Raw genomic sequence first — 25,984 nt, forward strand, 5'->3', positions numbered from 1 at the left:
GTGCATTCGCACTGAGTATCGATCCAGGGTCGCCGAACGATAAGGAGCTGTCATGACCGTTACCACCCATCCCGTCTACCGCTGCACGCCGGGCCCGCTACACGCGACCTTGCTGGCAGGCACTGTCCCGTTGTTTCTCGGCGGATTGCTGAGTGATATCGCTTACTACCAGACCTTTCAGATTCAATGGAGCAACTTTGCGGCCTGGTTGATTGCCGGGGGCCTGTTGTTCTGCGGGCTGGCGCTGCTGTTTGCGCTGGCAAATCTGATCCGTGCCACTCACAAGGCAGGGCGTCCCGTGGCGTACTTCCTGCTGTTGCTGGCGACTTTTTTGCTGGGGCTGGTCAACGCGTTCGAACACGCCAAAGATGCCTGGGCGGTCATGCCGTCGGGCCTGATTCTGTCAGTCATCGTTACTGTTCTGGCCTGCGTTGCGACGTGGACCGGGCTGACCAGCCTGCGTTCCGGAGGTGCAGAATGAGACATATCCACGCACTGACTGCATTGAGCATGGCGCTGTTGTTGAGCGCATGTGGTGGCGAGGCGGACAGCACCCAGGCACGCGGCCCGGACCCTAAGCTGCCCGAGCCGCAACGTGGCCTGTTGCCCAGCATGAAAATCGCCGACCCGGTTGCCTGGGGCGATCAGAAGCCGACTGTGCCTGAAGGTTTCAGCATTACGGCGATTGCCACCGATCTGAGTATTCCGCGTCAGTCCATCGTGCTGCCGAACGGCGACATCATCATTGCTGAAGGGCGCGGCGGTAGTGCTGCCAAGCTCAAACCCAAGGATGTGATCGCGAGTGTCATCAAGGCGCAGGGCAACACCAAAGTCAAAGGTGGCAATCGCCTGACGCTGTTGCGTGACGCGGATGGTGACGGCAAGTATGAATTGAAGACCGTCTTTGCTGAAAACCTCAATGCACCTTATGGCTTGGCGTTTGCGAACGGCAAACTGTATGTCGCCAATCAGGATGCGCTGGTCAGCTTCGATTATCAGGACGGCCAGACCAAGGCGAGCGGCGAGCCGGTCAAGGTGACTGACCTGCCGTCGGCAATCAACCACCACTGGACCAAAGCGCTGACCGTCAGCCCTGATGGACGCTTCCTGTACGTCGGCATCGGTTCGAACAGTAACGTGACCGAGCGCGGCATGGAAGTCGAGATCGATCGCGCGATGGTCTGGCAGATCGACGCTGCGTCGGGCGCTCACAAACCGTATGCGACTGGCCTGCGTAACTCGACTGCTCTGGCTATTCAGCCGGGCACCGGGCAGTTGTGGACGGTGGTCAACGAGCGTGACGAACTGGGGCCTGACCTGGTTCCGGATTATCTGACCTCGGTGAAAGAGGGGGCCTTCTACGGTTGGCCTTACAGCTATTGGGGCCAGAACGTGGACACCCGTGCCCAGCCGCAAAATCCAGCCAAAGTCGCGGCGGCGATCAAGCCTGATTACAGCCTGGGCTCACACGTTGCCGCGCTGGGCGTGTCGTTCTCCATTCCGGCCATGGGTGATAAGTTTGCCGACGGCGTCTTTGTCGGTGAGCACGGCAGCTGGAACCGCGACAACCCGGTCGGCTACAAGGTGATCTTCGTTCCGTTCACCAATGGCCGCCCCGCAGGTGAGCCGGTGGACTTCGCGACAGGCTTCCGCGGTGCTGACGGCAAGACTCGCGGTCGGCCAGTGGGTGTCACGGTTGACCCGCGCGGTGCACTGATCATCGCTGACGACCTGGCTAACACCGTCTGGAGAGTGACCCGTAATAAATAACCGGGCTTACGTTGTTCTCGACTATCATGCGACGCTCTGCGTCGCATGCCGGTCCAGACGTTCTGCGTGCTCTTTTGCGACGCAGAGCGTTGCGAGCTGCATTCCACACGCTGGAGCGTGCGGAACGATAATCTCAACTATCGTGCGACGCTCCGCGTCGCATGCCTTTCCGGACGCTCCGCGTCCTCTTTTGCGAAGCAGACCATCGCGAGCTGCATTCTCCACACGTTCTACAAGGTGGATTCAGCACCCGCTTACACGTTAGGGTTGTTCGCACCCATGCACTGGCCAAACCGGCCCGTTGCCGAAAAACCTGAATTCTGGAACTGCTGTGAGTCGCTTTGAAACTGCTGCAAACCTCGAAACCCGGCCCGCTTCATGGTGGGCCGTCGGCAGCGTATCGCTCGGATCGTTTGCCACCGTCACCACTGAATTTCTCCCCGTAGGGCTGTTGCCCGATATCGCTCGTGATCTTGAAACGACGGTCAGCCACGCTGGCTTGATGATGGCTGTACGCGGGCTTCTCGCAGCGATTTCTGCGCCTTCCTGTATCGCCCTGTTTAGCCATGTCGACCGCAAACGTCTATTGCTCGGCCTCTTGTCGATATTGCTGGCCTCCAACCTGATCGTGGCGTTCTCGGAACAGTTCTGGCTGACCCTGGCTGCCACGGTGTTGCTCGGCTTCGCATTGGGAGGGTTCTGGACGATTGCCGGCTCGCTCGGGCCTCGATTGAGGCCGGGCAGGGAGGGCGTGAAGGCAACGGCCTATGTCCTCGCGGGCGTCTCGATTGGCACAGTCGCCGGGATACCTGCCGGCACCTTGATCGGCGAGGCCTTTGGCTGGCGCACCGCGTTCGAAACGGCGGCGGTCGTGACAGTGATGGTGGGCATGCTGATTACAACGCTGCTGCCTGCGTTGCCGGGCGAGCGTTCTGCCGGTCTCAGCCAGATGCTTTCGCTGGCAGGCGAGCAAAAGATCCGCTGCATGTTCGCTGCCGCATTGCTGATCTATGTCGGGCACTTCGCGGCCTACACCTACCTTGCCCCCTTCGTGCAGGACGCCGCAAACATAAAAGGTCAGGCGCTGGGATTGTTGCTGTTTGCTTTCGGCCTCGCGGCGGTTGCAGGCAATCTGGCGGGCGGTGCGATGGCGGCCAGAAATGCGCCGTCCTCGGTTTTGATCATGACCTTGCTGATGCTGGGGTCATTGACTGCCTTGCTGCTGTTCGTCGGTATTCCCTGGCTGCTCTGGCCCGTCATTCTGGTTTGGGGATTTGCTTTCGGGATGATTCCGATCACCACGCAAATATGGTGTTTCGACGCCTCGAACGGACGTGTGGAAGGGGTTCAGGCGCTGCTGGTCTGTGTGGTGAACCTGTCGATTGGCGGCGGTGCCTTCATCGGCGGGCTAGTGTCCGAAGGTGCAGGCTTCAGCGCTGCGATAGTGACCGGCGCGGTGTGTGCCGCGCTGTCTGTGGCGACGGTGGGCATGTCGCTGCGTAGGTCAAAGCGAGTCACCTGCGCAGGTTGAGACAGTCCAGCCATCAGCCCGCTTTGAAAAACGCCACTTTCTGCGTCAGGCGGTCCGCGAGCAGTGCCAGGTCTTCGCTGGCGGTTGCAACTTGCTGAGAGCCACTGGCCGACTTGAGTGTCGAGTCATGGATGCTGTTGATATTCATCGCCACCTCTTCGGCCACCGAGCTTTGCTGGATTGAAGCGCTGGCGATCTGCGCGTTCATGTGGTTGATCGCGCCGACCTCCTTGCTGATTTTCGACAGAGCGCTCTGCGCATTACGCGTCTGCGCCACGGCCTTGTTGACCAGTTCGCAACTGTCACGCATGTTCTGCGCGGCGGTTTCCGTGCCGCCCTGAAGCGTGCTGATCATCGCTTGAATTTCCTGAGTCGACTGCTGGGTACGGGTTGCCAGGGAGCGCACTTCATCGGCCACCACGGCAAAGCCCCGACCGTGCTCTCCCGCGCGGGCCGCTTCGATGGCAGCGTTGAGGGCCAGCAGGTTGGTCTGCGAAGCAATCGAGTTGATCACTTCGATGACCGTCTCGATCTGCTCGCCATGCCTGGACACTTGTTCCACCGTGTTGGTCGTCTCGACCAGCGTCGCCGCCAGTTGTTCGATGGCGGCGGTCGTGCCTTCCACCAGACTGTTGCCGGTTTCCACCTCGGTGTCGGCCAGACGCGCTGCATCTGCTGCCTGGGCCGCATAGCCGGAGACTTCATTGACCGTGGCGGCCATTTGACTGATGGCGGTCGCGACCTGTTCGGCTTCGCGGGTCTGCACCATCACCTGCGCATTGTTGGTCGAGGACGCCGCCGACAGCACGGTCGATGACTGGCTGACTTCCTGCGCGGCCATTCGCACCTGGGTGATTGTCTCGGAAAGACGGCCCAGCGCGGTTTTCAGCACGCCCATCACACTGTCGGGGTGCTCCGTTGAGATGTTCTGCTGCAGATCACCATCGGCCAGACGCCTGATGGCCTGGGCAACGTCGAACGGTTCTGCCCCCAGGGTTTTTTTGACAAAGCGGATGATGAATACCGACAGCACGATACTCAGCAGCACGGCAAATGCAGTGGCCAGCAGCATCAGGCCACGGAACTGGCTGGCGGTGGCCTGCACGTCATCGAGTTGCGCCCTGATCGCAGCTTCTTCATGGTCGATGAGCGCGTTGACCCGTTTCAGCCACTCGCTGTAATCACCGGAAACCTGACGCAGTAACAACGCCTGAGCGCCGGCAATGTCACCCGCCCGACGCAGTTCAATCACGCTTTTGGTGGACGCCAGCGTCTGCTGCTCGATTTCCTTGATGCTGCGCAGCAACTGACGCTCTTCGCCCGTCACGCCCGGCTTGGTGAACAGCTGGTCCATTGGCACGGCCGAGTCGACGTAGTCTTTTTCAAGCCGGGTCATTTCTGCGAGGTGGGTAGCCACGTCCTGATCATTGTTGACCAGCACCGCGTCACGCAGAGCAATCGCCCGGTTGTGCACGCTGCCGCGAAAGTTGATTGCATAGCGCTGAACCTTCGCGGCATTTTCTCCGACGTCCTCCAGCGTGCTGTCGATAAAACCCACGCGCTGGATACCCACTGCGGTGATCAAAATTAGTAGCGACACCACGGCAGCAAATCCCAGGCCGATACGAGTTGCCAGAGAAACCGGTTTTTTCATGAGATAAGCTCGTGAAGGAATAAGCAAGGGGCGCCAGGATCATGGCGTCAGACTAATAGCGGAAAGCCAGACAGTATGCTTGAGCGGCGAGCCTGCCAAATAGATATTTACACACCATTGGATAGAGAGGCGTTATTGCAGGATTGAGCGGGCTGTACGACGGTGCCTCGGCATGACCCTCGTGCTCAGTCTCCAACCTCAAAGGGCAGGGCAGGTTTTACCCGGCATGCGCCAAATGACCCATCTGTCGACAGGCTTTCGAGCTTCACAGTACAAAGTGGCACACCACCGGTCATCCGAAACACAATGTTTCATATCGGTTAAATAAATCTTAATGATGCCGCCATCGCCCCTGAATACGGGGTGCTTGCAGCGTGCCACATTAGTTCCCCGGCCATTCAACTGAATATAACTATCAAGTTAACCCCCTCAGCGCCGATTCACGGGCATTCCGGAAAATCAAAGGCATACACGTCATGAGCGCAAAATGGTTGGATAACTTGAAGGTCAGCAAGAAGCTAGGGCTAGGCTTTGCCGCTATTTTGCTGGGTGTACTGACGGTCGCAGCCATCGGCTATTCCAGCACTAACCTGCTGATCGAGCGCATGGGCAAAAGCAGCAAGGTTGCCGAAATCAAGGCTGATGTGCTGAGTGCCCGCATCGCTGCCCAAGCCTACGCGACAGGCCCGAGCCCGGCTGGCGTGCAGACTTACGCAAGCGCACTGGACACGCTGAATCGCAGCGTCGATGAGGGCCTGGGGCTGTTCGTGGTATCGAGCAACCTGGAAAAACTGCGCGCCATCAAGGAGCAGGTAGGGGGCCTGAAGCAGACCTTCGAACAGTTGGTCGGCATCAATCAGAAGGTCGATGACGCGCTGAAACCGATCATCAAGGTTTCCGATGATGTCAGCGGGACCTTCGAGAACCTGTTGAACAAGACCATTGACGACACCCTGCGCGCGCCGGACGAAACCGGTATCAAGCAAGTCAAGATCGCTGGCGACCTGCGTAACGGCATGACCAACTTTCGCCTGGTGTTTCGGCGCTACTTGAGTATCCCGTCTGCCGATAACCGTCAGGCCACGTATAACGCGGCGGACGCACTGATCGCTCAGGTCGCTGCCGCGCGCAGTGAGCTGCCCAGCCAGGCAAATGCCGCTGTGGATGCCGCGCTGAACGCGCTCAAGCAGTACAAAATATTGATGACCTCGATCTCGGACATGCTGCAGCAAACCGATCAGATCCGTAACAGTCTGCAACAGCAATCCATCGCGACTGCAGCCCGTGCCGACGATCTGGCAGCCCAGCAGGTGATCAGTGCCAAAAAAGAACAGAACACCGCTGTCATGCAGTTGCTGAGTGTCGCGGTGGTCGTACTGCTGATCGGCATCTTCGCTGCGTTCCTGATTACCCGTCAGATCACCGTTCCACTGAACGAAACGGTCATCGCGGCGCGCCGGATCGCCGATGGTGATCTGACCCAGGACACTCACACGACCCGTCAGGACGAACTGGGTCTGTTGCAGAACACCATGCAGCACATGACCGTTTCCCTGCGCGGCCTGATCGGCGGCATCGGCAACGGTGTGACCCAGATCGCCACCGCCGCCGAGGAGTTGTCTGCAGTCAGCGAACAGACCAGCGCCGGTGTCACCCTGCAAAAAAACGAAGTGGATCAAGTCGCGACGGCCATGAACCAGATGTCGTCCACGGTGCAGGAAGTGGCGCGCAACACCGAAGATGCCTCACGGGCCGCCAAGCAGGCCAGCGAACGCGCCGCCCATGGCAGCAGCGTGGTGCAGCACGCCACGCGGGAAATCGGCCAACTGGCCGGTGAAGTGAAACAACTGGGTGAGGCCATGCAACGCCTGACCGAAGACAGCGGCAAGATTGGCAGCGTGATCGACGTGATCAAAGCGGTCGCCGAACAGACCAACCTGCTCGCCCTCAATGCTGCCATCGAGGCCGCGCGTGCGGGTGAGCAGGGTCGCGGGTTTGCCGTGGTGGCCGACGAAGTGCGCTCGCTGGCCCAGCGCACCCAGAACTCCACCACTGAAATCGAAGCACTGATCCTGACCCTGCAACAGGGCACGGGTGCCGCTTCGGGCCTGATGGACGCCAGCCTGCAACGCACCGAAGGCACCGTGATACTCGCTCGCCAGGCGGAGCAGGCGCTGGTGGAAATCAATCAGTCGATCGGTACGATCGAGCAGATGAGCCAGCAGATCTCTGCCGCCGCCGAGCAGCAGAGTGCGGTGACCGACGAAATCAACCGCAGCGTGCTCAGCGTTCGCGACATTGCTGACCAGTCTGCCTCGGCAACCGAGCAGAGCGCAGCGTCGACGGTGGAACTGGCTCGTCTGGGCAGCAATCTGCAGAGCATGGTCGCGCGTTTCAGGATTTAAACGTTTGCTCAGCGTGCCTCGTGATGCATTCACGAGGCACGCTGCCGCGCCTCCGCCCGCACAACCATCCACACCCCGAGGCCAGACACCGCCATGCCAAACGCGATCTGCCAGGACAGCGGTTCGTCGAACATCGCCCAGGCCCAGAGCATGGTCACAGGAGGGCTGAGGTACAGAACGCTGGCGACCCGGGTGGCCGTCGCGCGGCTCAGGCAGGTCCAGTACAGCCCGTAACCTCCCAGCGTCGCCAACCCTACCGTCCACAACACGCTCAGTGCAAAGCCGCTGCTGGGAATCGGTGCCAGACTGCCCTGTGTCCCCTGAATAATGGCGAATGCGACGCTTGAGACACAGCATTGCAGCCACAGATTGGGAAGCAGGTCCATCGCTGGTGATGCGCTGGAGCGTTTTTGCCACAACGTCGCGATGGCCAGCGAGAACATCCCCAGCAAGGGCAGGCCGTAGGCCCATAAAGGCGCATCACCCCAGGCCAGTGCGCTGTGAGTGACCAGCACCACGCCGACCAGACCCACCAGCAGTCCCGCCCAGATTTTCCAGCTCAGTCGCTGCCCGAGAAATACCGCAGCCAGCAGCGCCATGCCCAGCGGCAGCAGATCGGCCAACAGTGCCGCGAGCCCTGCCGGTACGCCCAGCGCAATACCTTGTGTGACGCCTGCCACGTAGCCGGTCATTGCCAGCAGACCAATGCCGGCATTTTTGAGCAGCAGGGCAGGCGCGATCCTTATCAGTTGGCGTGCCACGAAGGGCAGCAGAATCAAGGTGACCACCACACAGCGCCAGAACACCACCAGCAACGGCGGCGCATAGTCCAGAGAAAAACGCGCGCCGACGAAGCCGGAACTCCAGGTCAGCAGCAATGCCGCCTCGAGTAAGGGCAGAGGAATGGCCTGGTGCCAGGCAGGCCGCGATACGTTCGGGGAGATCGACAGGTAATGATTCATCGACACACGCTAAGTGATCGGCGTAATCTAATAAATCAAAATTATATGCATTAGTTATTCAGGAATACTAAAGAATGACGGCGATACTCGACATCGAACTGGTGCGCACCTTTCATGCCGTGGCGCGAATCGGTAAGTTTTCCGCCGCGGCAGAGCAGTTGCACAGAAGCGCTGCGGCGGTAAGCGTGCATATTCAGCGGCTTGAGGCCGTGGCAGGCGGGCGTCTGCTCAATCGCGACAATCAGGCGGTGTCCTTGACGGCGCTGGGCAAGCGATTGCTTTTGTCCACGTCCGAGTTGCTGTCCATCCATGACCGGGTGCTGGCCGACCTGCATGGCACCCATCTGGCGGGGCGCATCACGCTAGGCGTTCCGGACGAATACGCGGTGCATGTCATCCGCGACATCCTGCCAGTGTTCGCGGCGGCCTGGCCCAACGTCGTGCTGGAATTGAAAACCGCGCCCAGCCTCACCCTGCGCGAGCAGGTACTGCGCGGCAAGCTACAGGCAGCGGTCATCGCCCAGCCCAAAGGGCAACTAACGGCTGAAACAGTGTTTCTGGTCTCCACCAGGCCCGTCTGGGTCGGGCCAGCAAACACCATGCTGGCGTCGACAGACCCACTGCCGCTTGCCATGCATGCCGCGCAATGTCCCTATCGTGAAGCGATGGTGGAGACATTCAAACAGGATGGCCGCAAAACCCGCGTGGTACTGGAGAGCCCGTCCAATCAGGCGGTCAAAGCCTGCGTGGAAGCGGGGCTGGCGATCAGTCTCATTGATCGAAGCGGAGTGACAGACGCCATGCAGATCCTCAGTGACCTGCCTGAAATAGCCGAGCACGAGATCGTCTTTTTGCGAGCGCCTGCGTCACAGACCGACGAGGCGGTGAGTCTGCTGGCGCAGGCGATGCAGAAGCATTTTCGGGTTTAGTCACGGAGCCGGTTTTGCTGCAACTGTGTCTCAGGCTTACCACGCCGACGCCTCAACCATCCTTGAACAAAAAGCTGTACGCATTCAGCGCCGGAACGCCGCCCAGGTGGGCGTAGAGCACTTTCGAGCCTTCCGGAAATTCGCCGTTACGCACCATGTCGATCATGCCGTGCATGGATTTTCCTTCGTAGACCGGGTCGGTCAATACACCCTCGAGCCGCGCGCAAAGGCGGATGGCTTCCAGTGTACCGTCGTTGGGCAGGCCGTATTCGGGGTAGGCGTATCGGGTGTCGAGTACGACGTCTTCGGCAGTGATTTCGCGGCCGAGGTCGACCAGTCTGGCGGTGTTCTGGGCGATGCGCAGCACTTGCTCGCGGGTCTTGTCCGGTTTGGCTGAGGCATCGATGCCGATCACCCGTTGTGCACGGCCATCGGCGGCGAAGCCCACCAGCATGCCGGCATGGGTACTGCCGGTGACCGAGCAGACGACGATGTAGTCGAACTTGAAGCCCAACTCTTCTTCCTGCTGACGGACCTCGTCGGCAAAGCGCACAAAACCCAGTCCGCCGTAGGGATGTTCCGAACAACCGGCCGGAATCGGGAACGGTTTGCCGCCGCTTTCAACGACATCGGCCATGGCTTTTTCCCAGCTTGGACGAATGCCGATATCGAAGCCTGCCGAGTCCAGTCGGACGTCGGCGCCCATGATGCGTGACATCTCGATGTTGCCAACCCGGTCGTACAGCGCATCGGAGTAGTTGACCCAGTTTTCCTGCACCAGCACGCACTTCATGCACAGGTGCGCCGCCACGGCCGCGACCTGACGGGTCTGGTTGGACTGGATGCCGCCGATGGACACCAGCGTGTCGTACCCGCCCTCGATGGCTTCAGGCACCAGGTATTCCAGTTTGCGGGTCTTGTTGCCGCCAAAGGCCAGACCGCTGTTGCAGTCTTCACGCTTGGCATACAACTCGACCTTGCCACCCAGGTGCTCGCTCAGGCGTTTCAGCGGGGTAATGGGCGAGGGGCCGAAGGTCAGAGGGTAGCGTTTGAACTGGCTCAGGTTCATGTCGGGTCTCCGTTGAGAAGGGGCTCGTGCGTTAAAGGTCAGGTGTCAGGCGCAACTCGACGTGCCTGAGATGGCTCCTATCATAGAAAATCGCTCGATAATCGTGGTTGCAAAGAATTGTCTATTTGCAAAATCAGCGTTAGTGTCCGGGTATCAAAGCGAACTTTTATTTTGTGAAATTGACTATGAAAGCAATAAATGAACGCACTAAAAAGCCTGGTGCTGATACGGCACCGCTGCTGGACAGAATCGACCGCGCCATCCTCAAAACACTGCAGCGCGATGCTTCCATCTCCAATGTGGCACTCGCGGAAAAGGTCAAGCTGAGCCCGCCGGCCTGTTTGAGACGTGTCGAACGGTTAAAAGAAACGGGCGTTATCAAGGGCGTTGTCGCGCTGCTGAACGGCGAGGTGCTGGAGGCGGGGATGGTGGTGCTGATCGGCGTCGTGCTGGACCGCTCGACGCCGGACTCGTTTGCGCAATTCGAGGCGGCGGCGCAGAACGTTTCCGGTTGCATGGAGTTTCATGTGGTCACCGGCGAGTTCGACTATTTCATGCTGTTGCGCACTAAAGACAGCCAGAGTTTCAACCGCCTGCATGCCGAACAGTTGCTGTATTTACCCGGCGTCAGACAGATCCGCTCGTTCATGGGCCTGCGTCAGGTGTTGTCGACCACGCATTTGCCGATCTGATCATTGCTCAACGTGTCTGCGATGGAGCTTGTGGCGTCAAACGTTCGTGATTGCTGAAGGTCAGAGTTGTCTGGTGCAACACGATTGACCCTTGGCGTGTGTTTCAATAAACGCCGTTGTTTTTTATTTGCTCAAGGATTTTCATTTTGGCTGCTGGAAGCTTGCTTACTCTGCTTGACGATATTGCGACCCTGCTGGATGACGTGGCGCTGGCCACCAAGAAAACCGCTGGCGTGCTGGGTGATGACCTGGCGCTCAATGCCCAGCAGGTCACCGGCGTCACCGCTGATCATGAGCTGCCGGTGGTCTGGGCGGTGGCCAAAGGATCGCTGCTCAACAAGGCGATTCTGGTGCCGGCGGCGTTACTGATCAGCGCGTTTGCGCCTTGGGCTATTCTGCCGCTGTTGATGGTCGGCGGTGCGTTTCTATGTTTCGAGGGCTTCGAGAAAATCGCCCATAAATGGCTGCACCCTGAAACCGGCGAAGAGCACGACCAGCGCAAGCAGGCCGCTACGGATGCGTCAGTGGACAGGGTTGCGTTCGAAAAAGAGCGCATCAAGGGCGCGATTCGTACGGACTTCATTTTGTCGGCAGAAATCATCGTGCTGGCGCTGGGCGTGGTCTCGGCCCGGCCCTTCATGGATCAGGTCGGCGTGCTGGTCATCGTCGCGGTCCTGATTACCGTCGGCGTCTATGGACTGGTGGCGGGTATCGTCAAGCTCGATGATTTGGGCCTGTACCTGAAAAGGACCGCAAGTTCGGCGGCGCAAAAGATTGGCGGTGCTCTGCTGTGGCTGGCGCCGGTATTGATGAAAGTCCTGTCGATCGTCGGTACCGCGGCCATGTTCATGGTCGGGGGCGGGATTCTGGTTCACGGCCTGTCGTTCGCCCACCATTGGGTCGAAGGCGTGACCGAGGCAGCATCTGCTGCTGTAGGTGGCCTGTCTATGATCGTCCCGACCCTGATCGATGCCATCGCCGGGATTATCGCTGGCGCGGTGCTGGTGCTGATCGTGACGCTGGTAAGCAAGATCTGGAAAGCGGCGAGGGAGTGATTGCGGCTGCTTTTTGATCGCGATGGCATGAGCGCCGCAGATTGCGACGCTCTGCGTCCTCTTGCGACGCAGAGCGTCGAGAACTGCATGCCGACGCGAAGCATCGGCATGATAGTCATCTCAAGACCTGTGTATAACGCGGAGTGCGGGAACGATCGTCATCACCCACATCATTACGCGCTTAGAAAAACACTTTTACCAGCAAACTCGCGGTGTTCTGATCGGTATCGAAAGAGCGGGTGTCCTTGATGCCGTACTTGTTGGTCCAGTAGTCGTATTCGATGCCTACATACAGCTGACGCTCAGGGTAATTCAGTGCCTTGCCCAGGTCGTACTTGATCTGGGGGTTGAAGTGCAGGTTGGAATGGTAAGTACCACGTGAATTCTTGTCGTTGTCCACGACCCAGTCCATGAAGCCGTCGATCAGTACGTCCGATTTGCCGACAGGAATGGTGTAGGACCAGACCGGAGTGATCTGCCATACGCCATCACCCGGACGATTGCCTTCAGTCTGACGCTGATAGAAGTTCAGCTGGAAATAGTCGAAACCCGGAATCTTCAAATCGAACGCCGGACCGATCAGGTACGACTCGTTATCGCCTTCGCCAAACTCGTAAGTTGCCGCAATCAGCACATCAGTGATCGGGCCGAATTCAAACTTCTGACCGAAGATCTTGCCCAGCGACAACCGTGGCGAGAACTCGCCGTAGTACGTGTTATCGCCAGCCGTGGCGTCTTTCTTACCGTTATAGAAAATCTTGTCGACGAAAAAGAAGTTGTCGCCGTACTTCCAGCTGTCCGCATGCTCGAACGTGAACGTCTGCTGATTCTCTGGATTGACAGTGAAGTCTCGTCCATTGAGATAGGTCAGGCTATTGCTCTGCCACTGGAAGATATCCTCTGCCATGGCGGGTGCGGTGGACAGCAGACTGCTGGCCAGTAACACACTGGAAAACGTACGGTTCATGCGGTGAGCCCCTTGGTATGGATCGTGATTTTGCAGACCGGCGTTCTATGAATGACGCCTTGTCTGTCGTTGCAATTATTTGTCTGTCTGGTCAGCTTTGTGTTGTTAGCAAGAGCTGCGCCAATCAGTGAAAAAAGTTTAACCAATCGTGAAACCGGCACTGACGGGTCGGTTTCAAGTCAAATTTCGAGCGGATAGGATCCCGAATGCTCAGTTAGCCCGTTGGCTGCCCGCTCAGACTTGACGATGAGGAAAATCAGAAGGCGGGTTGGCAGCGGCGGCGGAGAATACTGACTCGCGTCGCCGTGCTCAAGTGCTCCAGAGCAGGGCGTCTGGAGCGAAAACAGGGCAAGTGCCCCGTGGTGTCAGTTGATGTGTGCGCCTTGATCGATCCAGGCACCCACGAGGTCACGTTCCTGTTGGGTCATCTGGGTAATGTTGCCCAGCGGCATGATCGGGGCCGTGATCGCCTGGGCCTTGATGCGCGGCGCCTGTTGCTGAATCTGTTCGGGCGTATCGAACATCACGCCTGCCGGGGCGACGCTGAACAGTTGGCTGGTCGGCGTGGCCGAGTGACAGACCGAGCAACGCTGCTGGATCACGTCGTGCACTTTGCTGAAATCCGCGCCCGCCAGTTTGGCAGGCTCTGCCTGGGCAGGCGGCGCCACCGGCTCGGGCGGTTTCTCGTCGGCCCGGTGCCCGCCGACAGCGGTACCCGGCAGCGGTTGATAGACGATCTTCGCAGGAGGTTGCGCCGGGCCGGTGACGTAAGCCAGACACATCATGCCCAGCGCGGCGACCGGCAGGGTCCAGGCAAATCGATGGCTGTCATGCCGGGTATTGAAATAGTGCCGCACCAGCACCGCCAGCAGCGCGATACCCGCCAGAATCAGCCAGTTGTATTCGCTGCCGTAGGTGCTCGGAAAGTGGTTGCTGATCATGATGAACAGCACCGGCAGCGTGAAGTAGTTGTTGTGCCGCGAGCGCAGCAGGCCTTTGGCGGGCAGGCTCGGGTCCGGGGTGCGATTTTCGGCGATGGCGGCGACCAGTGCGCGCTGGGCCGGCATGATGATGCGGAACACGTTGCCGACCATGATGGTGCCCATGATCGCGCCGACATGCAGGTACGCACCGCGCCCGCTGAATATTTTGCTGAAGCCGTAAGCAGCCGCCACCAGCAGCACGAACAGCACAACGCCCAACAGGGCAGGGCGCTTTCCTAATGGCGAGTCGCACAGAAAGCTGTAGATGAACCAGCCGACGAACAGCGAACCGAGGCCGATATGCACGCCTTCAGCGCCGCTCAGGCTGCTGCCCGGTGTCAGCAGGTACAGCGTCGGGTTGGCGTAAAACACCACGCACAGCAGCGCGACCCCGGACAGCCAGGTCGAATAGGCTTCCCATTTGAACCAGTGCAGGTTCTCCGGCATGGTCGGCGGCGCGAGCTTGTATTTTTCCAGGTGATAAATGCCACCGCCATGGATTGCCCACAGATCCCCCGACAGCCCTTCGCGCGGGTTGCTGCGGTTGAGGTTGTTTTCCAGCCAGACAAAGTAGAACGATGCGCCGATCCAGGCGACACCCACAATCATGTGAATCCAGCGCACGCCGAGATTCAGCCATTCCATCAGATGTGCCAGCACGGTGTTTACCCTTCCAGTGGGTTGGGATCGAGAACCAGCAACTGGTTCTCGGCAAAATAATGTTCGTCGCAGTTGTTACCGGAGCCGCTGCGATCAACCACCAGGAAGTCATCCTGTTTTTCGATGGTCAGCACCGGATGATGCCAGACGCCGCGATGATAGTTGACACCCTGCCTGCCGTTGGAAACGAAGGCGCGGGTCAGGGCCGATTCAGGTGCATCGCCCACTGGGGCGACCACGATCAGAAACGGATGACCAAGCAGCGGAATGAACGCCTGACTGCCCAGCGGATGACGCTCCAGCATGCCGATAGTCAGGGGCATCGGCAGTGCTTCGGCGCGGAAAATGCTGATGATTGCCTTGTCATCCGGTTGTGCGGTGTCGACTTCGGCCAGGCGATGAAAACGCATGGTCGAGCCGTTGTTGATCATGAAGTAATCGCTGCCATCGGTTTCAATGACATCACCGAAAGGGGCAAAGGCTTCCTTGGTCAGCGGCTCGATTGTCAGTGTGCGCATGCGGATTCTTCTTTAATGGTTTCAGGGTTTATCGCATTCGTCGCTGCCTGGAATGCGGTGCTCGCCTGCTTCTGCCGTCCGGCCAGAATCAAAAGCGGACTTGTGCATAACGCCGAGTGTGGGAGTGAGCTTGCTCACGAAGACGGTGGTCCAGACGACCCACTTTCAGGGGCTGTACTGGCCCCTTCGCGAACAAGTTCGCTCCCACGGCCTTCGGCCAGAATCAAAATCAGGCCTGTAGATGGGCGCGGAGCGTGGTGACGAGAGTTTAGGTGTCTTTATCTGGACACCTTACCCAACACCCGCAACCTGCTCACGCCACCGTCCGGAAACACGTTCAGGCGGATGTGGGTGATCGGGCCGATGGCTTTTACCTGCTCGGCGAACTCGTGTTCGGCGTGCATGGTGAGTTTCTGGCTTGGCAGCAGTTCGCGCCAGAACAGGCTCTGGGTCTCGATCTGGCTGTCGGTGCCGCCTTTGACGAATGCGCCCTGTATCGAGCAGCTGTCCGGGTAGTTGCCCTTGAAGTGCAGGGTGTCGACGATGACTTTCTCGACTTCGCCCTGATGCCCCAGCGCCACGATCACCCAGTCATTGCCCGGTGTGCGACGGCGCGCGGTTTCCCAGCCATCGCCCATGTTCACGCCACGGCCAGGGTTGAGGATGTTGCTCATGCTGCCGTAATGCTCGTCTGAACAGGCAATCGAGCGGCCGCCATTGAGTGCTGCGACCAGATCGATCTGCTCGCTTTCGCTGACTTTCGACCAGTCGCGGTGTGGCACGCCATACACCCGCAGGCGCGCGACGCCGCCGTCCGGATAAATATTGAAGCGCAGATGGCTGAACGGCTGGTCGTGGCTGATCTCATGGTAGTGATGGGTGTTGCCTTTCAACTCCACTGACGACAGCACTTCGGTCCACGCCGTATTTTCGTCCGGCTCGCCCGATGCCAGAAAGCAGGCTTCCAACGATGCGGAAGGCGGGAAGTTGCCAGTAAAGAAGGAAGTGTCGATGTCCACGCCCTTGAGGGTGCCGGCCACGCCGAGTTGAATCACTGCGCTGTCGTAACCTTCGAAACGCTTGCGCCGCGACTCCCAGCCGTCCATCCACTTGCCGTTGTCATCGAACACGCCTTCTTTCCAGACCGCAGGCGTTGGCTGGAACAAGCGGTTGGCATCGGCGAACCAGTCATCGGTGACCGACAGGATCTTGGTCCCTAAGCGCGCGTCGGCCAGGTTGACGAACTTCTCGAACGGTGCGGCGTAAACTTTCATGCTTTTTGTCTGCCTTCTGAATTCGGTTATGCCTGCGACGCGTGCAGCGCCTGGAGACGAAACAGTGCGATCTTGTTGATCTCGGCCAGGGCGCAAGCGAACTCGGCCTCGGGCGAGTGGTGGATGCGTTGTTCGAACGCGGCCAGAATCTTGTGTCTGTCGCTGCCCTTGACCGCCATAATGAACGGAAAGCCGAAGCGGGCCTTGTAAGCCTCGTTCAGCCCGGTGAAGCGCTGAAATTCCTCAGGCGTGCAGAGGTGGATGCCGGCACCCGCCTGTTCATCGGTGCTGGCCTGAGTCAGTTCACCCTGAACGGCAGCTCTGCCTGCCAGGTCCGGGTGAGCATTGATCAATGCCAGTTGTTGCTCGTGAGTGGCCTTGAGCAAAATGTCGCTCATGCGCGCGTGCAAGGTTTCGAGCTGATCCAGTTCGGGGCCTGCGCCTTGGTCAAATGCCCGTTCTGCGATCCACGGTGAGTGCTCGTAGATATCGGCGAAGGTCGCAACAAATTCGTCGCGGCTCAGCCTCGAGGGCTTCGGATTCTGCAACCCGCTCATTGCGCTGCCTCGCCGGTGAATGGGTGTTCAGTGTGCCAGTGCCGGGCAATGTCGACCCGGCGAGTGAACCACACCTGTTCATGGCTTTTGGCGTACTCAATGAAACGTTTGAGCGCGGCAAGGCGGGCAGGGCGACCAATCAGGCGGCAATGCAGGCCAATCGAAAGCATCTTCGGCGCGTCTTCGCCTTCGGCATACAGCACGTCGAAAGCGTCTTTCAGGTACTGGAAAAACTGCTCGCCGTTGTTGAAGCCCTGCACCTGGGTAAAGCGCATGTCGTTGGTGTCCAGCGTGTACGGGATCACCAGATGCGGCTTGCCGGTCGGGTTGTTCGGTTCCCAGTACGGCAGGTCGTCGTCGTAAGTGTCGCAATCATAGAGAAAGCCGCCTTCCTCCATGACCAGCCGGCGCGTGTTAGGTCCGGTGCGCCCGGTGTACCAGCCCAGCGGGCGTTCGCCACTGATTTCGGTGAGAATCTGAATCGCGCGGCGCATGTGCTCGCGCTCTTCGGCTTCGTCCATGTTCTGGTAATCGATCCAGCGGTAGCCGTGGCTGCAGATTTCGTGTCCGTCGGCGACCATGGCGCGGATCACGTCCGGATGACGTTGCGCAGCCATGGCGACGGCGAAGATGGTCAGCGGAATGTCGAACTGTTTGAACAGCTTGAGAATGCGCCACACACCGGCACGGCTGCCGTACTCGTACAGCGACTCCATGCTCATGTTGCGCTGGCCTTGCAGTGGCTGCGCGGCGACCATCTCGGAGAGAAAGGCTTCAGATTCCTTATCGCCGTGCAGAATATTGCGCTCGCCGCCTTCCTCGTAATTGAGCACGAACGACAAGGCAATGCGCGCATTGCCCGGCCAGCGTGGATGAGGCGGGTGGCTGCCGTAACCGATCAGGTCGCGTGGGTAGTCAGCACTCACTGCAAGCTTCCTTATGTGCGTGATATCAGGTGCATTGCGAGAAGCAGGCAAGGCACTGCAAAGTAAAGATTGTATACAATTTGATTTGCGGGTTGTAACCCTGAACTTTTCTTCATCGAATGCGATTGTTGCTCATGAGTGAAGCAAGAAACCTGCCTGACTGGTCAGTTAAAGCAAAAAAACCTGATGCTTTTCCTTGGCTTCAATGAAATCGACGATTTGGCGCTGCGCCGCGCGTAACTGGATAGCCCGCGATGATTTTATTGTGTACAGGTTTTTGCAAAGGTGTCTTAATCGGTCGCGATGGCGCACTGCCGGGCACCTGATTGGTGCGCTGATGTGATCACTCGGATACAAAGGGGCGAAGTTTTGGGAAAATTGACTACACACGTGCTGGACTCGGCTCGCGGCTGCCCCGGCGCTTCTATTCGCGTTGACTTGTATCGGGTGCAGGATCAGCAATTGCTGCACATTCTCAGCGCAGTCACCAACAGCGATGGGCGCTGTGATGCGCCTCTGCTGCAAGGCGACGACTATCAGTCTGGCGTGTATCAGCTGCACTTTCAGGCAGGCGATTATTACCGTGCACGAGGCGTGGCGTTGAACGAGCCGGCGTTTCTCGATGAAGTGGTGCTGCGCTTCGGTATTGATGCAGGTCAGGAACACTTTCATGTGCCGCTGTTAATCTCGCCGTACAGCTACTCGACGTACAGAGGCAGCTGATTCTCTTGCCCGCCCCACACTGCGGGCTTTTTTTCGCGTGCGTTTCGTCCAGACCTGCTTCCTGTTGCACCCCGTGTACAATGCGTCAGCCCCAAGGCCGCCCTCTATCCGCGCACGAGTATTCATGAACGATCAGTCCCTGCCTCTCAAGAAACAGCCGCGCAGCCTCGACAGCGTCCGCAGCGTGACCCAGGACGATATCGTTTACGAGCATATTTTCGATGCGATTCTGGAGCAGCGTCTGGCACCGGGCACCAAATTGAGTGAAGAGGCGCTGGGTGAGATTTTCGGGGTCAGCCGCACCATTATTCGCCGCGCGCTGTCGCGGCTGGGTCACGAAGGGGTCGTGCTGTTACGCCCCAATCGCGGTGCAGTGGTCGCCAGCCCCAGTGTCGAAGAGGCGCGCCAGGTGTTCTTCGCCCGGCGTATGGTCGAGCGGGCCATCACCGAACTGGCCGTCGAACACGCCAGCGCCGAACAACTGGCCGAGCTGCGGCAGATGGTCAGCGACGAGCGCGACAGCTTCGCCCGAGGGGACCGGGGTGCGGGCATTCGTCTGTCCGGGGAGTTTCATCTGCAACTGGCGGTGGCTGCAAAAAATGCACCGCTGATCAGCTTCCAGCGTAGCCTGGTGTCGCAGACTTCACTGATTATTGCCCAGTACGAAACCGGCAATCGCACGCACTGTTCCTACGATGAGCACAGCCAGCTGATCGACGCCATCGAAGCTCGCGATGCGCCGCTGGCCGTCGAGCTGATGATGCACCATATGGACCACATCGACAGCAAACTCAACCTCGACGAAGACAGCGCCTCGGCTGATTTGCATGCCGTGTTCTCGCACGTGCCGGGCAAGAAAAAGCCGGCGCGTTGAGGCGGCTCATCCATCCAGCTATCGTGCCGAGATTCTGTGTCAGTATGCCACCTCAACTATCGTGCGACGCTCCGCGTCGTCATGCCGTTCCGGACGCTCTGCGTCCTTTTTGCGACGCAGAGCGTCACGACCTGCATTCCCCACGCGTAGGGATCGATAAGTCACTATCGTCCACTGGCGCGCGCGAGACGAGGGTTCAGCCCCGCTCATGCACCAGCCGCCCCCCCGACCAAGTCTGTTTCACCGTCCGGTCGTCGCCAATCGTCATCAGCACAAACAGTATCTCTTCAATGCCCTTCGCCTGTTTCAGTCGATACGACAGCAACGGTGTGGCGTCGTAATCAAGCACAAGAAAATCGGCCTCGTTGCCGGGTTTGAGGCTGCCGACCTTGTCTTCCAGGCGCAACGCCCGCGCGCCACCCAAGGTAGCCAGATACAGCGATTTGAACGGGTTCAGGCGTGCGCCCTGCATCTGCATGACTTTGTAGGCTTCGTTCAGCGTCTGCAGAATCGAAAAGCTGGTGCCGCCGCCCACATCGGTGCCCAGGCCGACGTTGATCTTGTGCTTCTCGGCCATCGGCAGGTTGAACAGGCCGCTGCCCAGAAACAGATTGGAGGTCGGGCAGAAGGCGATGGTCGAGCCGGTTTGCGCCAGCCGCGCGCATTGTTCGTCGCACAAGTGCACGCCATGGGCGAACACCGAGCGCTCGCTCAACAGGTTGAAGTGGTCGTAGACGTCCAGATAGTGCTTGCGTTCGGGGAACAGCGCCTTGACCCACTCGATTTCCTGAAGGTTTTCGCTGATGTGGGTTTGCATGTACAAACCAGGGTATTCAGTCAACAACTGGCCCGCCAGGCCTAGCTGTTCCGGGCTGCTGGTCGGCGCGAAGCGCGGGGTCACGGCGTAGCTCAGGCGACCCTGGCCATGCCAGCGCTCGATCAGCGCCTTGCTGTCGGCATAGCCGGATTCGGGTGTGTCGATAAGATAGTCCGGCGCGTTGCGGTCCATCATCACCTTGCCGGCGATCATGCGCAGATCAAGCGCCTGCGCCGCACTGAAAAACGCCTCCACTGACTCTTTGTGCACGCTGCCGAACACCAGCGCCGTGGTGGTGCCGTTGCGCAGCAATTCCTTGATGAAGATACCCGCCACCTCGGCAGAATGCTCGGGGTCGGCGAACTGGCTTTCGCAGGGGAAGGTGTAAGTGTTCAGCCAGTCCAGCAATTGCTCGCCATACGCGCCGATCATGCCGGTTTGCGGCAGGTGAATGTGCGTGTCGATGAAGCCCGGCGTGATCAGCGCGTCCTGATACTCGATCAGCTCCACGTCACTGCCCAGGCTGCCCAGCAGGTCGGCGGCATGGCCCAGCGCAACGATCTTGCCATCCTCGACAAGCAGAAGGCCGTCGGCGAAATATTCATAAGACGCTTCAATTGCCACTTCAGCCGGGTCGGCAATGCTGTGAACGATGGCGGCGCGGTAGGCCTTACGGTTGGAAACTGAACTCATGGCATTCTCGTTGTGACTGACTGCGGCTATTGCGACTGGCTGCGGCGTGAGGCAGGCAGCAGTCTGGCGATAGGTTTGGCATTGGCGCTCTGTTGGCCAAAGCTGACGTTGTAAGTGGCGATGACCTCGGCGGCGATGGACACCGCGATCTCGACGGGCAGTTTGCCTTTGACCTCGGCCAGGCCCATCGGGCAACGCATACGTTGCAGCAGGCTGGCGTCGAACCCGCGTTCACGCAAGCGGTGTTCGAACTTGACCCGCTTGGTTTTCGAGCCGATCAGCCCGAAATAGCCGAAGTCCCCGCGCTTGAGGATCGCGGCAGTCAGTTCCAGGTCGAGTTGATGGTTGTGCGTCATGACGATGCAGTAAGTGCCGACGGGCAACTGCGCAACCTCATCGACCGGTTCGTCATTAAGGATCTTCAACACGCCTTCCGGCATTGTTTCGGGGAATTCGTGTTCACGGCTGTCGATCCAGCGTACCCGGCAGGGCAGGCTGGCCAACAGTGGCACCAGCGCGCGGCCGACATGGCCGGCACCGAATACCGCGATGTGCGCAACAGGCTCGCCCATCGGCTCGAACAGCAGCACGTTGACGCCGCCACAACACTGACCAAGGCTTGCGCCCAGACTGAAGCGTTCCAGCCGCGTCTGCCGGGTGCCGCTGGCGAGCATCTCGCGGGCGATTTCCATGGCTTTGTATTCCAGATGGCCACCGCCGATGGTGTCGTAGATGCGTTCGGCGCAGACGACCATTTTCGAGCCGGCGTTGCGCGGTGTAGAGCCCAGCTCTTCGATGATCGTCACCAGAATGCCGGGTTCACTGCGGGCCTGAAGCTCGGCCAGAGCGCTGATCCAGTTATTCATAGGGGTGAGCCTTTGCCGTGTGCAACTGACGCATCTGTTCACAGCCCCACAACACCTTTTCCGGCGTCGCCGGAGCGTCGATGTTCGGCTGATGACGATAATCACCGAGGCTCGCCACGGCGTCCTTGATCGCGCACCACGCCGCGATGCCGAGCATGAACGGCGGCTCGCCCACGGCCTTGGAATGGAACACCGTGTCTTCCGGGTTCTTGCGGTTTTCCACCAGCTTGACGCGCAAGTCCAGCGGCATGTCAGCCACCGCCGGGATCTTGTACGACGCCGGACCGCTGGTCATCAGCTTGCCTTTGTCGTTCCACACCAGCTCTTCGGTGGTCAGCCAGCCCGCGCCCTGAATGTAGCCGCCTTCGACCTGGCCGATGTCGATCGCCGGGTTCAGCGACGCGCCGACATCGTGCAGGATGTCGGTGCGCAAGGTCTTGTATTCACCGGTCAGGGTATCGACGATCACCTCGACGCAGGCTGCACCGAACGCGTAGTAGTAGAACGGTCTACCGCGCGCCTGGCTGCGGTCATAGAAAATCTTCGGCGTCTTGTAGTAGCCGGTGCTGGACAGCGACACCTGACCCATCCACGCCTGTTGAGCCAGCTCGGCAAAGGGCAAAACAATCTCACCGATCCGCACATGACCGTTGCGAAATTCAACCTCGGTTTCTGCCACTGCGTAATGCCGCGCGGCAAAATCAACCAGACGCCGCTTGAGGATTTCCGCGGCATTCTGCGCTGCCTTGCCATTCAGGTCAGTGCCGCTGGACGCCGCCGTCGGCGAAGTATTCGGCACTTTGTCAGTGTTGGTGGCGGTGATCTGGATACGCTCGATATCAACTTGAAACACTTCTGCCACGACCTGCGCGACCTTGGTGTTCAAACCCTGGCCCATCTCGGTGCCGCCATGGTTCAGATGGATGCTGCCGTCGGTGTAGATGTGAATCAGCGCGCCGGCCTGATTGAGAAAGCTGGCGGTGAACGAAATGCCGAACTTGACCGGCGTCAGTGCCAGGCCTTTTTTCAGGATCGGACTGCTGGCATTGAAGGCCCGAATGGCTTCGCGGCGCTCGGCGTACTGGCTGCTCTGCTCCAGGTCTGCGGTCATTTCTTCCAGCAGATTGTGCTCGACCGTCTGGTAGTAATGCGTGACGTTGCGCTCGGTCTTGCCGTAGTAGTTGGCCTTGCGCACCGCAAGCGGGTCCTTGCCGAGAAAACGGGCGATACAGTCCATGACTTCTTCGATGGCAACCATGCCTTGCGGCCCGCCAAAGCCGCGATAGGCGGTGTTGGACGCCGTGTGAGTCTTGCAGCGATGGCCATTGATCGTCGCTTCGCCCAGGTAATAGGCGTTGTCGGCATGGAACATCGCACGGTCGACAATCGAGGCCGACAGGTCTGGCGAATAGCCGCAGTTGGCGGCTAGATCCAGTTCGATGCCTTGCAACCGCCCATCGTCATCAAAGCCCACGTCGTACTCGATATAGAACGGGTGGCGTTTGCCGGTCATCTGCATGTCTTCGAAGCGTTGCAGGCGCATTTTGGTCGGCTGACCGGTCAGGCGCGCAATCACTGCGCACAGGCAGGCCGGGCTGGCCGCTTGGGTTTCCTTGCCACCGAAACCACCGCCCATGCGCCGCATATCGACCACGATGCGGTTCATCGGTACGTTCAGCACCTCGGCCACCAGCTTCTGGATTTCCGTGGGGTTCTGGGTCGAGCAATAGACAATCATGCCGCCGTCCTCAGTCGGCATGACCGAGGAGATCTGGGTTTCCATGTAGAAATGTTCCTGGCCGCCAATGTGCAGGTTGCCCTGCAAACGGTGGGTCGCACCTTGCAGAGCCGTCGCCGAATCGCCGCGCTTGTGGGTGTGGCTGTCGAGCACGAAATGCTTCTGACGCAGGGCCTGAACCACGTCCAGCACTGGCTCCAGGTCTTCGTATTCGATGATTGCCGCCATTGCCGCCTAGCGCGCAACGTCCAGATCCCGCGCGGCCACGGCAAGCACCGGCTGGCCGACGAATTCCACTTTGTCGATGGCCAGCAGCGGATCGCCCGGTAACAGCGGTCCGATGTCTTTCAGGCCGGGGATATCCTCGTGGGTGATCGCGATGCTTACGCCGGCGAAGGCGAAGCAGGGCGAGGTGTCGATGCTGATGATCCGTGCATGGGCGCGGTCCGACAGTCGTGCGTACACATGCAACTGATTGGGAAATTCCAGGCGGTCGTCGATATACACCGCTTCGCCGGAGACGTGCTTGTCGGCGCTGTCGTGCTTGACGCTGCGTCCCACGCCAGTGCTCAAACCCTGTTGAAACACAGCCAGCATGTCGGCCTGGGTCAGTGGGATTTTGTGCTCAGACATAGTCGGTCACCCGCGTTGCAACGGCTGGCTGCTGCACTTCGATGAAGTATTTGCGCAGCAGGTTTTGTGCGCTCAGCAACCGGTATTCCTTGCTGGCGCGGAAGTCCGACAGCGGGGTGAAATCGTCGCTCAGGGCCGCGCAGGCCTGCTCGACGGTTTCGTTGTTCCACGGTTCGCCGAGCAAGGCCCGCTCGCAGGCCGCCGCACGTTTCGGAATCGCCGCCATGCCGCCAAACGCGACACGCGCCTCGCGGATCACGCCGTCTTCGATCGTCAGGCAAAACGCCGCACAGACCGCCGAAATGTCGTCGTCCAGGCGCTTGGAAACTTTGTAGGCGCGAAAAGTCTGCTGAGGGTTGGCGGTCGGCACGATGATCTTTTCGATGAACTCGCTTTCCTGTCGGGCGGTGACCTTGTAATCGATGAAGTAATCTTCCAGCGCCAGGGTACGCCGGGTAGCGCCTTTGCGCAGCACGATCTGTGCGCCGAGGGCGATCAGCAGAGGCGGGGATTCGCCAATCGGCGAGGCGTTGCCAATGTTGCCGCCCAGCGTGCCCTGATTGCGAATCTGCAACGAAGCGAAGCGCTGCAACAATTCGCCGAAGTCCGGGTATTCAGCCTTCAGCGCGGCGTAGCAATCGGTCAGCGGTGTGGCGGCACCGATCTCCAGGCGGTCATCGAAGCGCTCGACGCGCTTCATGTCGGCGATATGCCCGACGTAAATCATGGCGGGCAGCGCTTTGTGGAATTGCGTGACTTCCAGCGCCAGATCGGTGCCGCCGGCCAGCAGCCGGGCGTGAGGGTTGGCCTGATACAGGTCGGCAAGATCGGCCACGGTCAGCGGAATCAGACAGTGTTTTTCACCGTCGTTGAGTTCGCCGGTCTGCTCCGGCGTGATTGCACGCAGGCGCTCGATGGTTTGCGCCTGGCGCTGATCGAACTGGTCAGGCACGCGCAGGGCGCAGGACTGTTCGGCAGCGGCCAGAATCGGTCGATAACCGGTGCAGCGGCACAGATTGCCCGCCAGCGCTTCATGGGCCTGATGCGCGTCGGCGTCGCTGCTGTTCTTTTGCAGGGCGAACAGCGACATCACGAAGCCCGGGGTGCAGAAGCCGCATTGCGAGCCATGACACTCGACCATGGCTTTCTGCACGCTGTGCAACTGGCCTTGATGTTTGAGGTCTTCAACGCTGATCAATTGCTTGCCGTGCAGCGACGCCACAAAGGTCAGGCAGGAATTGAGGCTGCGATAACGCAACTGTTGCTGGCCGTGCGCGTCGCTGTGCAGCTCGCCGACGACCACCGTGCACGCGCCACAGTCACCGCTGGCGCAACCTTCCTTGGTACCGGGCTTATGTGCCTGCTCACGCAGGTAAGTCAGCACGGTCATGTTCGGGTTCAGGGCGCGCTCGGTTTTTAGCTCTTGGTTCAAAAGGAACTGAATCACGGCGCAAAGCCCTCACACTTATTGTCATCAGACATGTCGATGAATCTATCAGCTCTGCTTAGGGGGTCAATTTGTTTCTGACCTGAAAGTCAGGAAAACGGATTTTTCGTCAATCTGCCGATCAAAGGCAGCGTGGTTCTTGCATCGTCCGCCGGGCGATGTTCAAGGTTTTGCTCATTTCATGCCAGTTTCCGCGTTTATGGCCCTGCGCCACTCATGCCGGTTGCGATACACTTCGCGG

The 25,984-nt window shown here is 59.4% G+C and carries 21 protein-coding genes and 2 pseudogenes; 10 read left to right on the plus strand and 13 right to left on the minus strand.

Annotated elements, in window-relative coordinates; all coding sequences use genetic code 11:
- Positions 1-52 precede the first annotated feature (52 nt).
- The 3 genes from BLT55_RS04725 to BLT55_RS04735 all read left to right on the plus strand — a co-directional run bounded on the left by BLT55_RS04725 (position 53) and on the right by BLT55_RS04735 (position 3,301).
- Positions 53-481, plus strand: coding sequence for a DUF2231 domain-containing protein (locus tag BLT55_RS04725; RefSeq protein ID WP_007251122.1), 429 nt, complete (start codon positions 53-55; stop codon positions 479-481).
- Entirely contained in the window at positions 478-1,770 is a 1,293-nt protein-coding gene (locus BLT55_RS04730) for a PQQ-dependent sugar dehydrogenase (RefSeq protein ID WP_054999063.1), read from the plus strand. Before BLT55_RS04725 ends, BLT55_RS04730 begins: the two co-directional genes overlap by 4 nt.
- Positions 1,771-2,101: 331 nt before the next feature.
- The gene (locus tag BLT55_RS04735; RefSeq protein ID WP_054999064.1) at positions 2,102-3,301 is read left to right on the plus strand and encodes an MFS transporter; all 1,200 of its coding nucleotides are present in this window, start codon (positions 2,102-2,104) and stop codon (positions 3,299-3,301) included.
- A gap of 13 nt (positions 3,302-3,314) precedes the next feature.
- Here the strand turns inward: BLT55_RS04735 and BLT55_RS04740 are convergent, their stop codons facing one another.
- Positions 3,315-4,955: a methyl-accepting chemotaxis protein gene (locus tag BLT55_RS04740; protein WP_054999065.1), complete on the minus strand. Its 1,641-nt coding sequence runs from the start codon at positions 4,953-4,955 to the stop codon at positions 3,315-3,317.
- Positions 4,956-5,560: 605 nt separating this feature from the next.
- On the opposite strand from BLT55_RS04740, the pseudogene BLT55_RS34650 reads away from it, so the two are divergent.
- A pseudogene (locus tag BLT55_RS34650) lies at positions 5,561-6,454 on the plus strand (methyl-accepting chemotaxis protein); the annotation flags it as partial.
- Between the two features lie 201 nt (positions 6,455-6,655).
- On the plus strand, positions 6,656-7,360 hold the full coding sequence (locus tag BLT55_RS34655) for a methyl-accepting chemotaxis protein (protein WP_371745372.1): 705 nt from the start codon (positions 6,656-6,658) through the stop codon (positions 7,358-7,360).
- A gap of 29 nt (positions 7,361-7,389) precedes the next feature.
- On the opposite strand, the gene BLT55_RS04750 is transcribed toward BLT55_RS34655, so the two are convergent.
- On the minus strand, positions 7,390-8,322 hold the full coding sequence (locus BLT55_RS04750; protein ID WP_054999066.1) for a DMT family transporter: 933 nt from the start codon (positions 8,320-8,322) through the stop codon (positions 7,390-7,392).
- A gap of 74 nt (positions 8,323-8,396) precedes the next feature.
- On the opposite strand from BLT55_RS04750, the gene BLT55_RS04755 reads away from it, so the two are divergent.
- Positions 8,397-9,251, plus strand: coding sequence for a LysR family transcriptional regulator (locus BLT55_RS04755; RefSeq protein ID WP_054999067.1), 855 nt, complete (start codon positions 8,397-8,399; stop codon positions 9,249-9,251).
- Between the two features lie 52 nt (positions 9,252-9,303).
- Here the strand turns inward: BLT55_RS04755 and BLT55_RS04760 are convergent, their stop codons facing one another.
- Positions 9,304-10,320 (minus strand): 1-aminocyclopropane-1-carboxylate deaminase, encoded by a 1,017-nt coding sequence (locus tag BLT55_RS04760; protein ID WP_054999068.1) that lies wholly within the window; start codon positions 10,318-10,320, stop codon positions 9,304-9,306.
- Positions 10,321-10,505: 185 nt separating this feature from the next.
- Here BLT55_RS04760 and BLT55_RS04765 point away from each other — a divergent pair, with 185 nt between their 5' ends.
- The gene (locus BLT55_RS04765; protein ID WP_007251130.1) at positions 10,506-11,012 is read left to right on the plus strand and encodes an Lrp/AsnC family transcriptional regulator; all 507 of its coding nucleotides are present in this window, start codon (positions 10,506-10,508) and stop codon (positions 11,010-11,012) included.
- Positions 11,013-11,158: 146 nt separating this feature from the next.
- Positions 11,159-12,067 carry a DUF808 domain-containing protein gene (locus BLT55_RS04770; protein ID WP_054999069.1) on the plus strand — a complete coding sequence of 303 codons (909 nt, stop codon included), beginning with the start codon at positions 11,159-11,161 and terminating at the stop codon, positions 12,065-12,067.
- A gap of 181 nt (positions 12,068-12,248) precedes the next feature.
- On the opposite strand, the gene BLT55_RS04775 is transcribed toward BLT55_RS04770, so the two are convergent.
- The 6 genes from BLT55_RS04775 to puuE form a co-directional block, all read right to left on the minus strand.
- On the minus strand, positions 12,249-13,034 hold the full coding sequence (locus BLT55_RS04775) for an outer membrane protein OmpK (RefSeq protein WP_054999070.1): 786 nt from the start codon (positions 13,032-13,034) through the stop codon (positions 12,249-12,251).
- Positions 13,035-13,399: 365 nt separating this feature from the next.
- Positions 13,400-14,677, minus strand: coding sequence for a urate hydroxylase PuuD (locus tag BLT55_RS04780; protein WP_054999071.1), 1,278 nt, complete (start codon positions 14,675-14,677; stop codon positions 13,400-13,402).
- Positions 14,678-14,682: 5 nt separating this feature from the next.
- Positions 14,683-15,195, minus strand: a complete 513-nt coding sequence (locus tag BLT55_RS04785) for an ureidoglycolate lyase (protein WP_054999072.1) — start codon at positions 15,193-15,195, stop codon at positions 14,683-14,685.
- Positions 15,196-15,473: 278 nt separating this feature from the next.
- The gene (gene alc, locus BLT55_RS04790; protein WP_054999073.1) at positions 15,474-16,469 is read right to left on the minus strand and encodes an allantoicase; all 996 of its coding nucleotides are present in this window, start codon (positions 16,467-16,469) and stop codon (positions 15,474-15,476) included.
- 26 nt (positions 16,470-16,495) lie between these two features.
- Positions 16,496-17,026: a 2-oxo-4-hydroxy-4-carboxy-5-ureidoimidazoline decarboxylase gene (gene uraD, locus BLT55_RS04795; protein ID WP_054999074.1), complete on the minus strand. Its 531-nt coding sequence runs from the start codon at positions 17,024-17,026 to the stop codon at positions 16,496-16,498.
- Positions 17,023-17,952 (minus strand): allantoinase PuuE, encoded by a 930-nt coding sequence (gene puuE / locus BLT55_RS04800; protein ID WP_007251137.1) that lies wholly within the window; start codon positions 17,950-17,952, stop codon positions 17,023-17,025. Before puuE ends, uraD begins: the two co-directional genes overlap by 4 nt.
- A gap of 369 nt (positions 17,953-18,321) precedes the next feature.
- Between puuE and uraH the strand changes: the two genes are divergently transcribed.
- The gene (uraH, locus tag BLT55_RS04805; RefSeq protein ID WP_055001349.1) at positions 18,322-18,675 is read left to right on the plus strand and encodes a hydroxyisourate hydrolase; all 354 of its coding nucleotides are present in this window, start codon (positions 18,322-18,324) and stop codon (positions 18,673-18,675) included.
- Positions 18,676-18,799: 124 nt separating this feature from the next.
- The gene (locus BLT55_RS04810; RefSeq protein ID WP_055001348.1) at positions 18,800-19,549 is read left to right on the plus strand and encodes a GntR family transcriptional regulator; all 750 of its coding nucleotides are present in this window, start codon (positions 18,800-18,802) and stop codon (positions 19,547-19,549) included.
- Between the two features lie 196 nt (positions 19,550-19,745).
- Here the strand turns inward: BLT55_RS04810 and guaD are convergent, their stop codons facing one another.
- The 4 genes and pseudogenes from guaD to xdhA form a co-directional block, all read right to left on the minus strand.
- Positions 19,746-21,059, minus strand: a complete 1,314-nt coding sequence (gene guaD, locus BLT55_RS04815) for a guanine deaminase (RefSeq protein WP_055001347.1) — start codon at positions 21,057-21,059, stop codon at positions 19,746-19,748.
- Positions 21,060-21,085: 26 nt separating this feature from the next.
- Complete coding sequence (gene xdhC / locus BLT55_RS04820; protein ID WP_055001346.1) at positions 21,086-21,925, minus strand: xanthine dehydrogenase accessory protein XdhC; 840 nt, start codon at positions 21,923-21,925, stop codon at positions 21,086-21,088.
- A pseudogene (gene xdhB, locus BLT55_RS04825) lies at positions 21,918-24,296 on the minus strand (xanthine dehydrogenase molybdopterin binding subunit). Before xdhB ends, xdhC begins: the two are co-directional and overlap by 8 nt.
- The gene (xdhA, locus tag BLT55_RS04830; protein ID WP_055001345.1) at positions 24,289-25,743 is read right to left on the minus strand and encodes a xanthine dehydrogenase small subunit; all 1,455 of its coding nucleotides are present in this window, start codon (positions 25,741-25,743) and stop codon (positions 24,289-24,291) included. The pseudogene xdhB and the gene xdhA overlap by 8 nt, the downstream one beginning before the upstream one ends.
- Positions 25,744-25,984: the final 241 nt, after the last annotated feature.

Origin of the sequence: Pseudomonas cannabina, assembly GCF_900100365.1 — a bacterium.
GTDB classification, from domain to species: Bacteria; Pseudomonadota; Gammaproteobacteria; order Pseudomonadales; family Pseudomonadaceae; genus Aquipseudomonas; species Aquipseudomonas cannabina.

Bases quoted from the DNA above. Each gene is read 5' to 3' on its own strand.
- BLT55_RS04725 (WP_007251122.1), top strand. From the start codon at position 53: ATGACCGTTACCACCCATCCCGTCTACCGCTGCACGCCGGGCCCGCTA.
- BLT55_RS04730 (WP_054999063.1), top strand. From the start codon at position 478: ATGAGACATATCCACGCACTGACTGCATTGAGCATGGCGCTGTTGTTG.
- BLT55_RS04740 (WP_054999065.1), bottom strand. From the start codon at position 4,955: ATGAAAAAACCGGTTTCTCTGGCAACTCGTATCGGCCTGGGATTTGCT.
- BLT55_RS34655 (WP_371745372.1), top strand. From the start codon at position 6,656: ATGTCGTCCACGGTGCAGGAAGTGGCGCGCAACACCGAAGATGCCTCA.
- BLT55_RS04750 (WP_054999066.1), bottom strand. From the start codon at position 8,322: ATGAATCATTACCTGTCGATCTCCCCGAACGTATCGCGGCCTGCCTGG.
- BLT55_RS04755 (WP_054999067.1), top strand. From the start codon at position 8,397: ATGACGGCGATACTCGACATCGAACTGGTGCGCACCTTTCATGCCGTG.
- BLT55_RS04760 (WP_054999068.1), bottom strand. From the start codon at position 10,320: ATGAACCTGAGCCAGTTCAAACGCTACCCTCTGACCTTCGGCCCCTCG.
- BLT55_RS04765 (WP_007251130.1), top strand. From the start codon at position 10,506: ATGAAAGCAATAAATGAACGCACTAAAAAGCCTGGTGCTGATACGGCA.
- BLT55_RS04775 (WP_054999070.1), bottom strand. From the start codon at position 13,034: ATGAACCGTACGTTTTCCAGTGTGTTACTGGCCAGCAGTCTGCTGTCC.
- BLT55_RS04785 (WP_054999072.1), bottom strand. From the start codon at position 15,195: ATGCGCACACTGACAATCGAGCCGCTGACCAAGGAAGCCTTTGCCCCT.
- alc (WP_054999073.1), bottom strand. From the start codon at position 16,469: ATGAAAGTTTACGCCGCACCGTTCGAGAAGTTCGTCAACCTGGCCGAC.
- uraD (WP_054999074.1), bottom strand. From the start codon at position 17,026: ATGAGCGGGTTGCAGAATCCGAAGCCCTCGAGGCTGAGCCGCGACGAA.
- BLT55_RS04810 (WP_055001348.1), top strand. From the start codon at position 18,800: ATGAACGATCAGTCCCTGCCTCTCAAGAAACAGCCGCGCAGCCTCGAC.
- guaD (WP_055001347.1), bottom strand. From the start codon at position 21,059: ATGAGTTCAGTTTCCAACCGTAAGGCCTACCGCGCCGCCATCGTTCAC.
- xdhC (WP_055001346.1), bottom strand. From the start codon at position 21,925: ATGAATAACTGGATCAGCGCTCTGGCCGAGCTTCAGGCCCGCAGTGAA.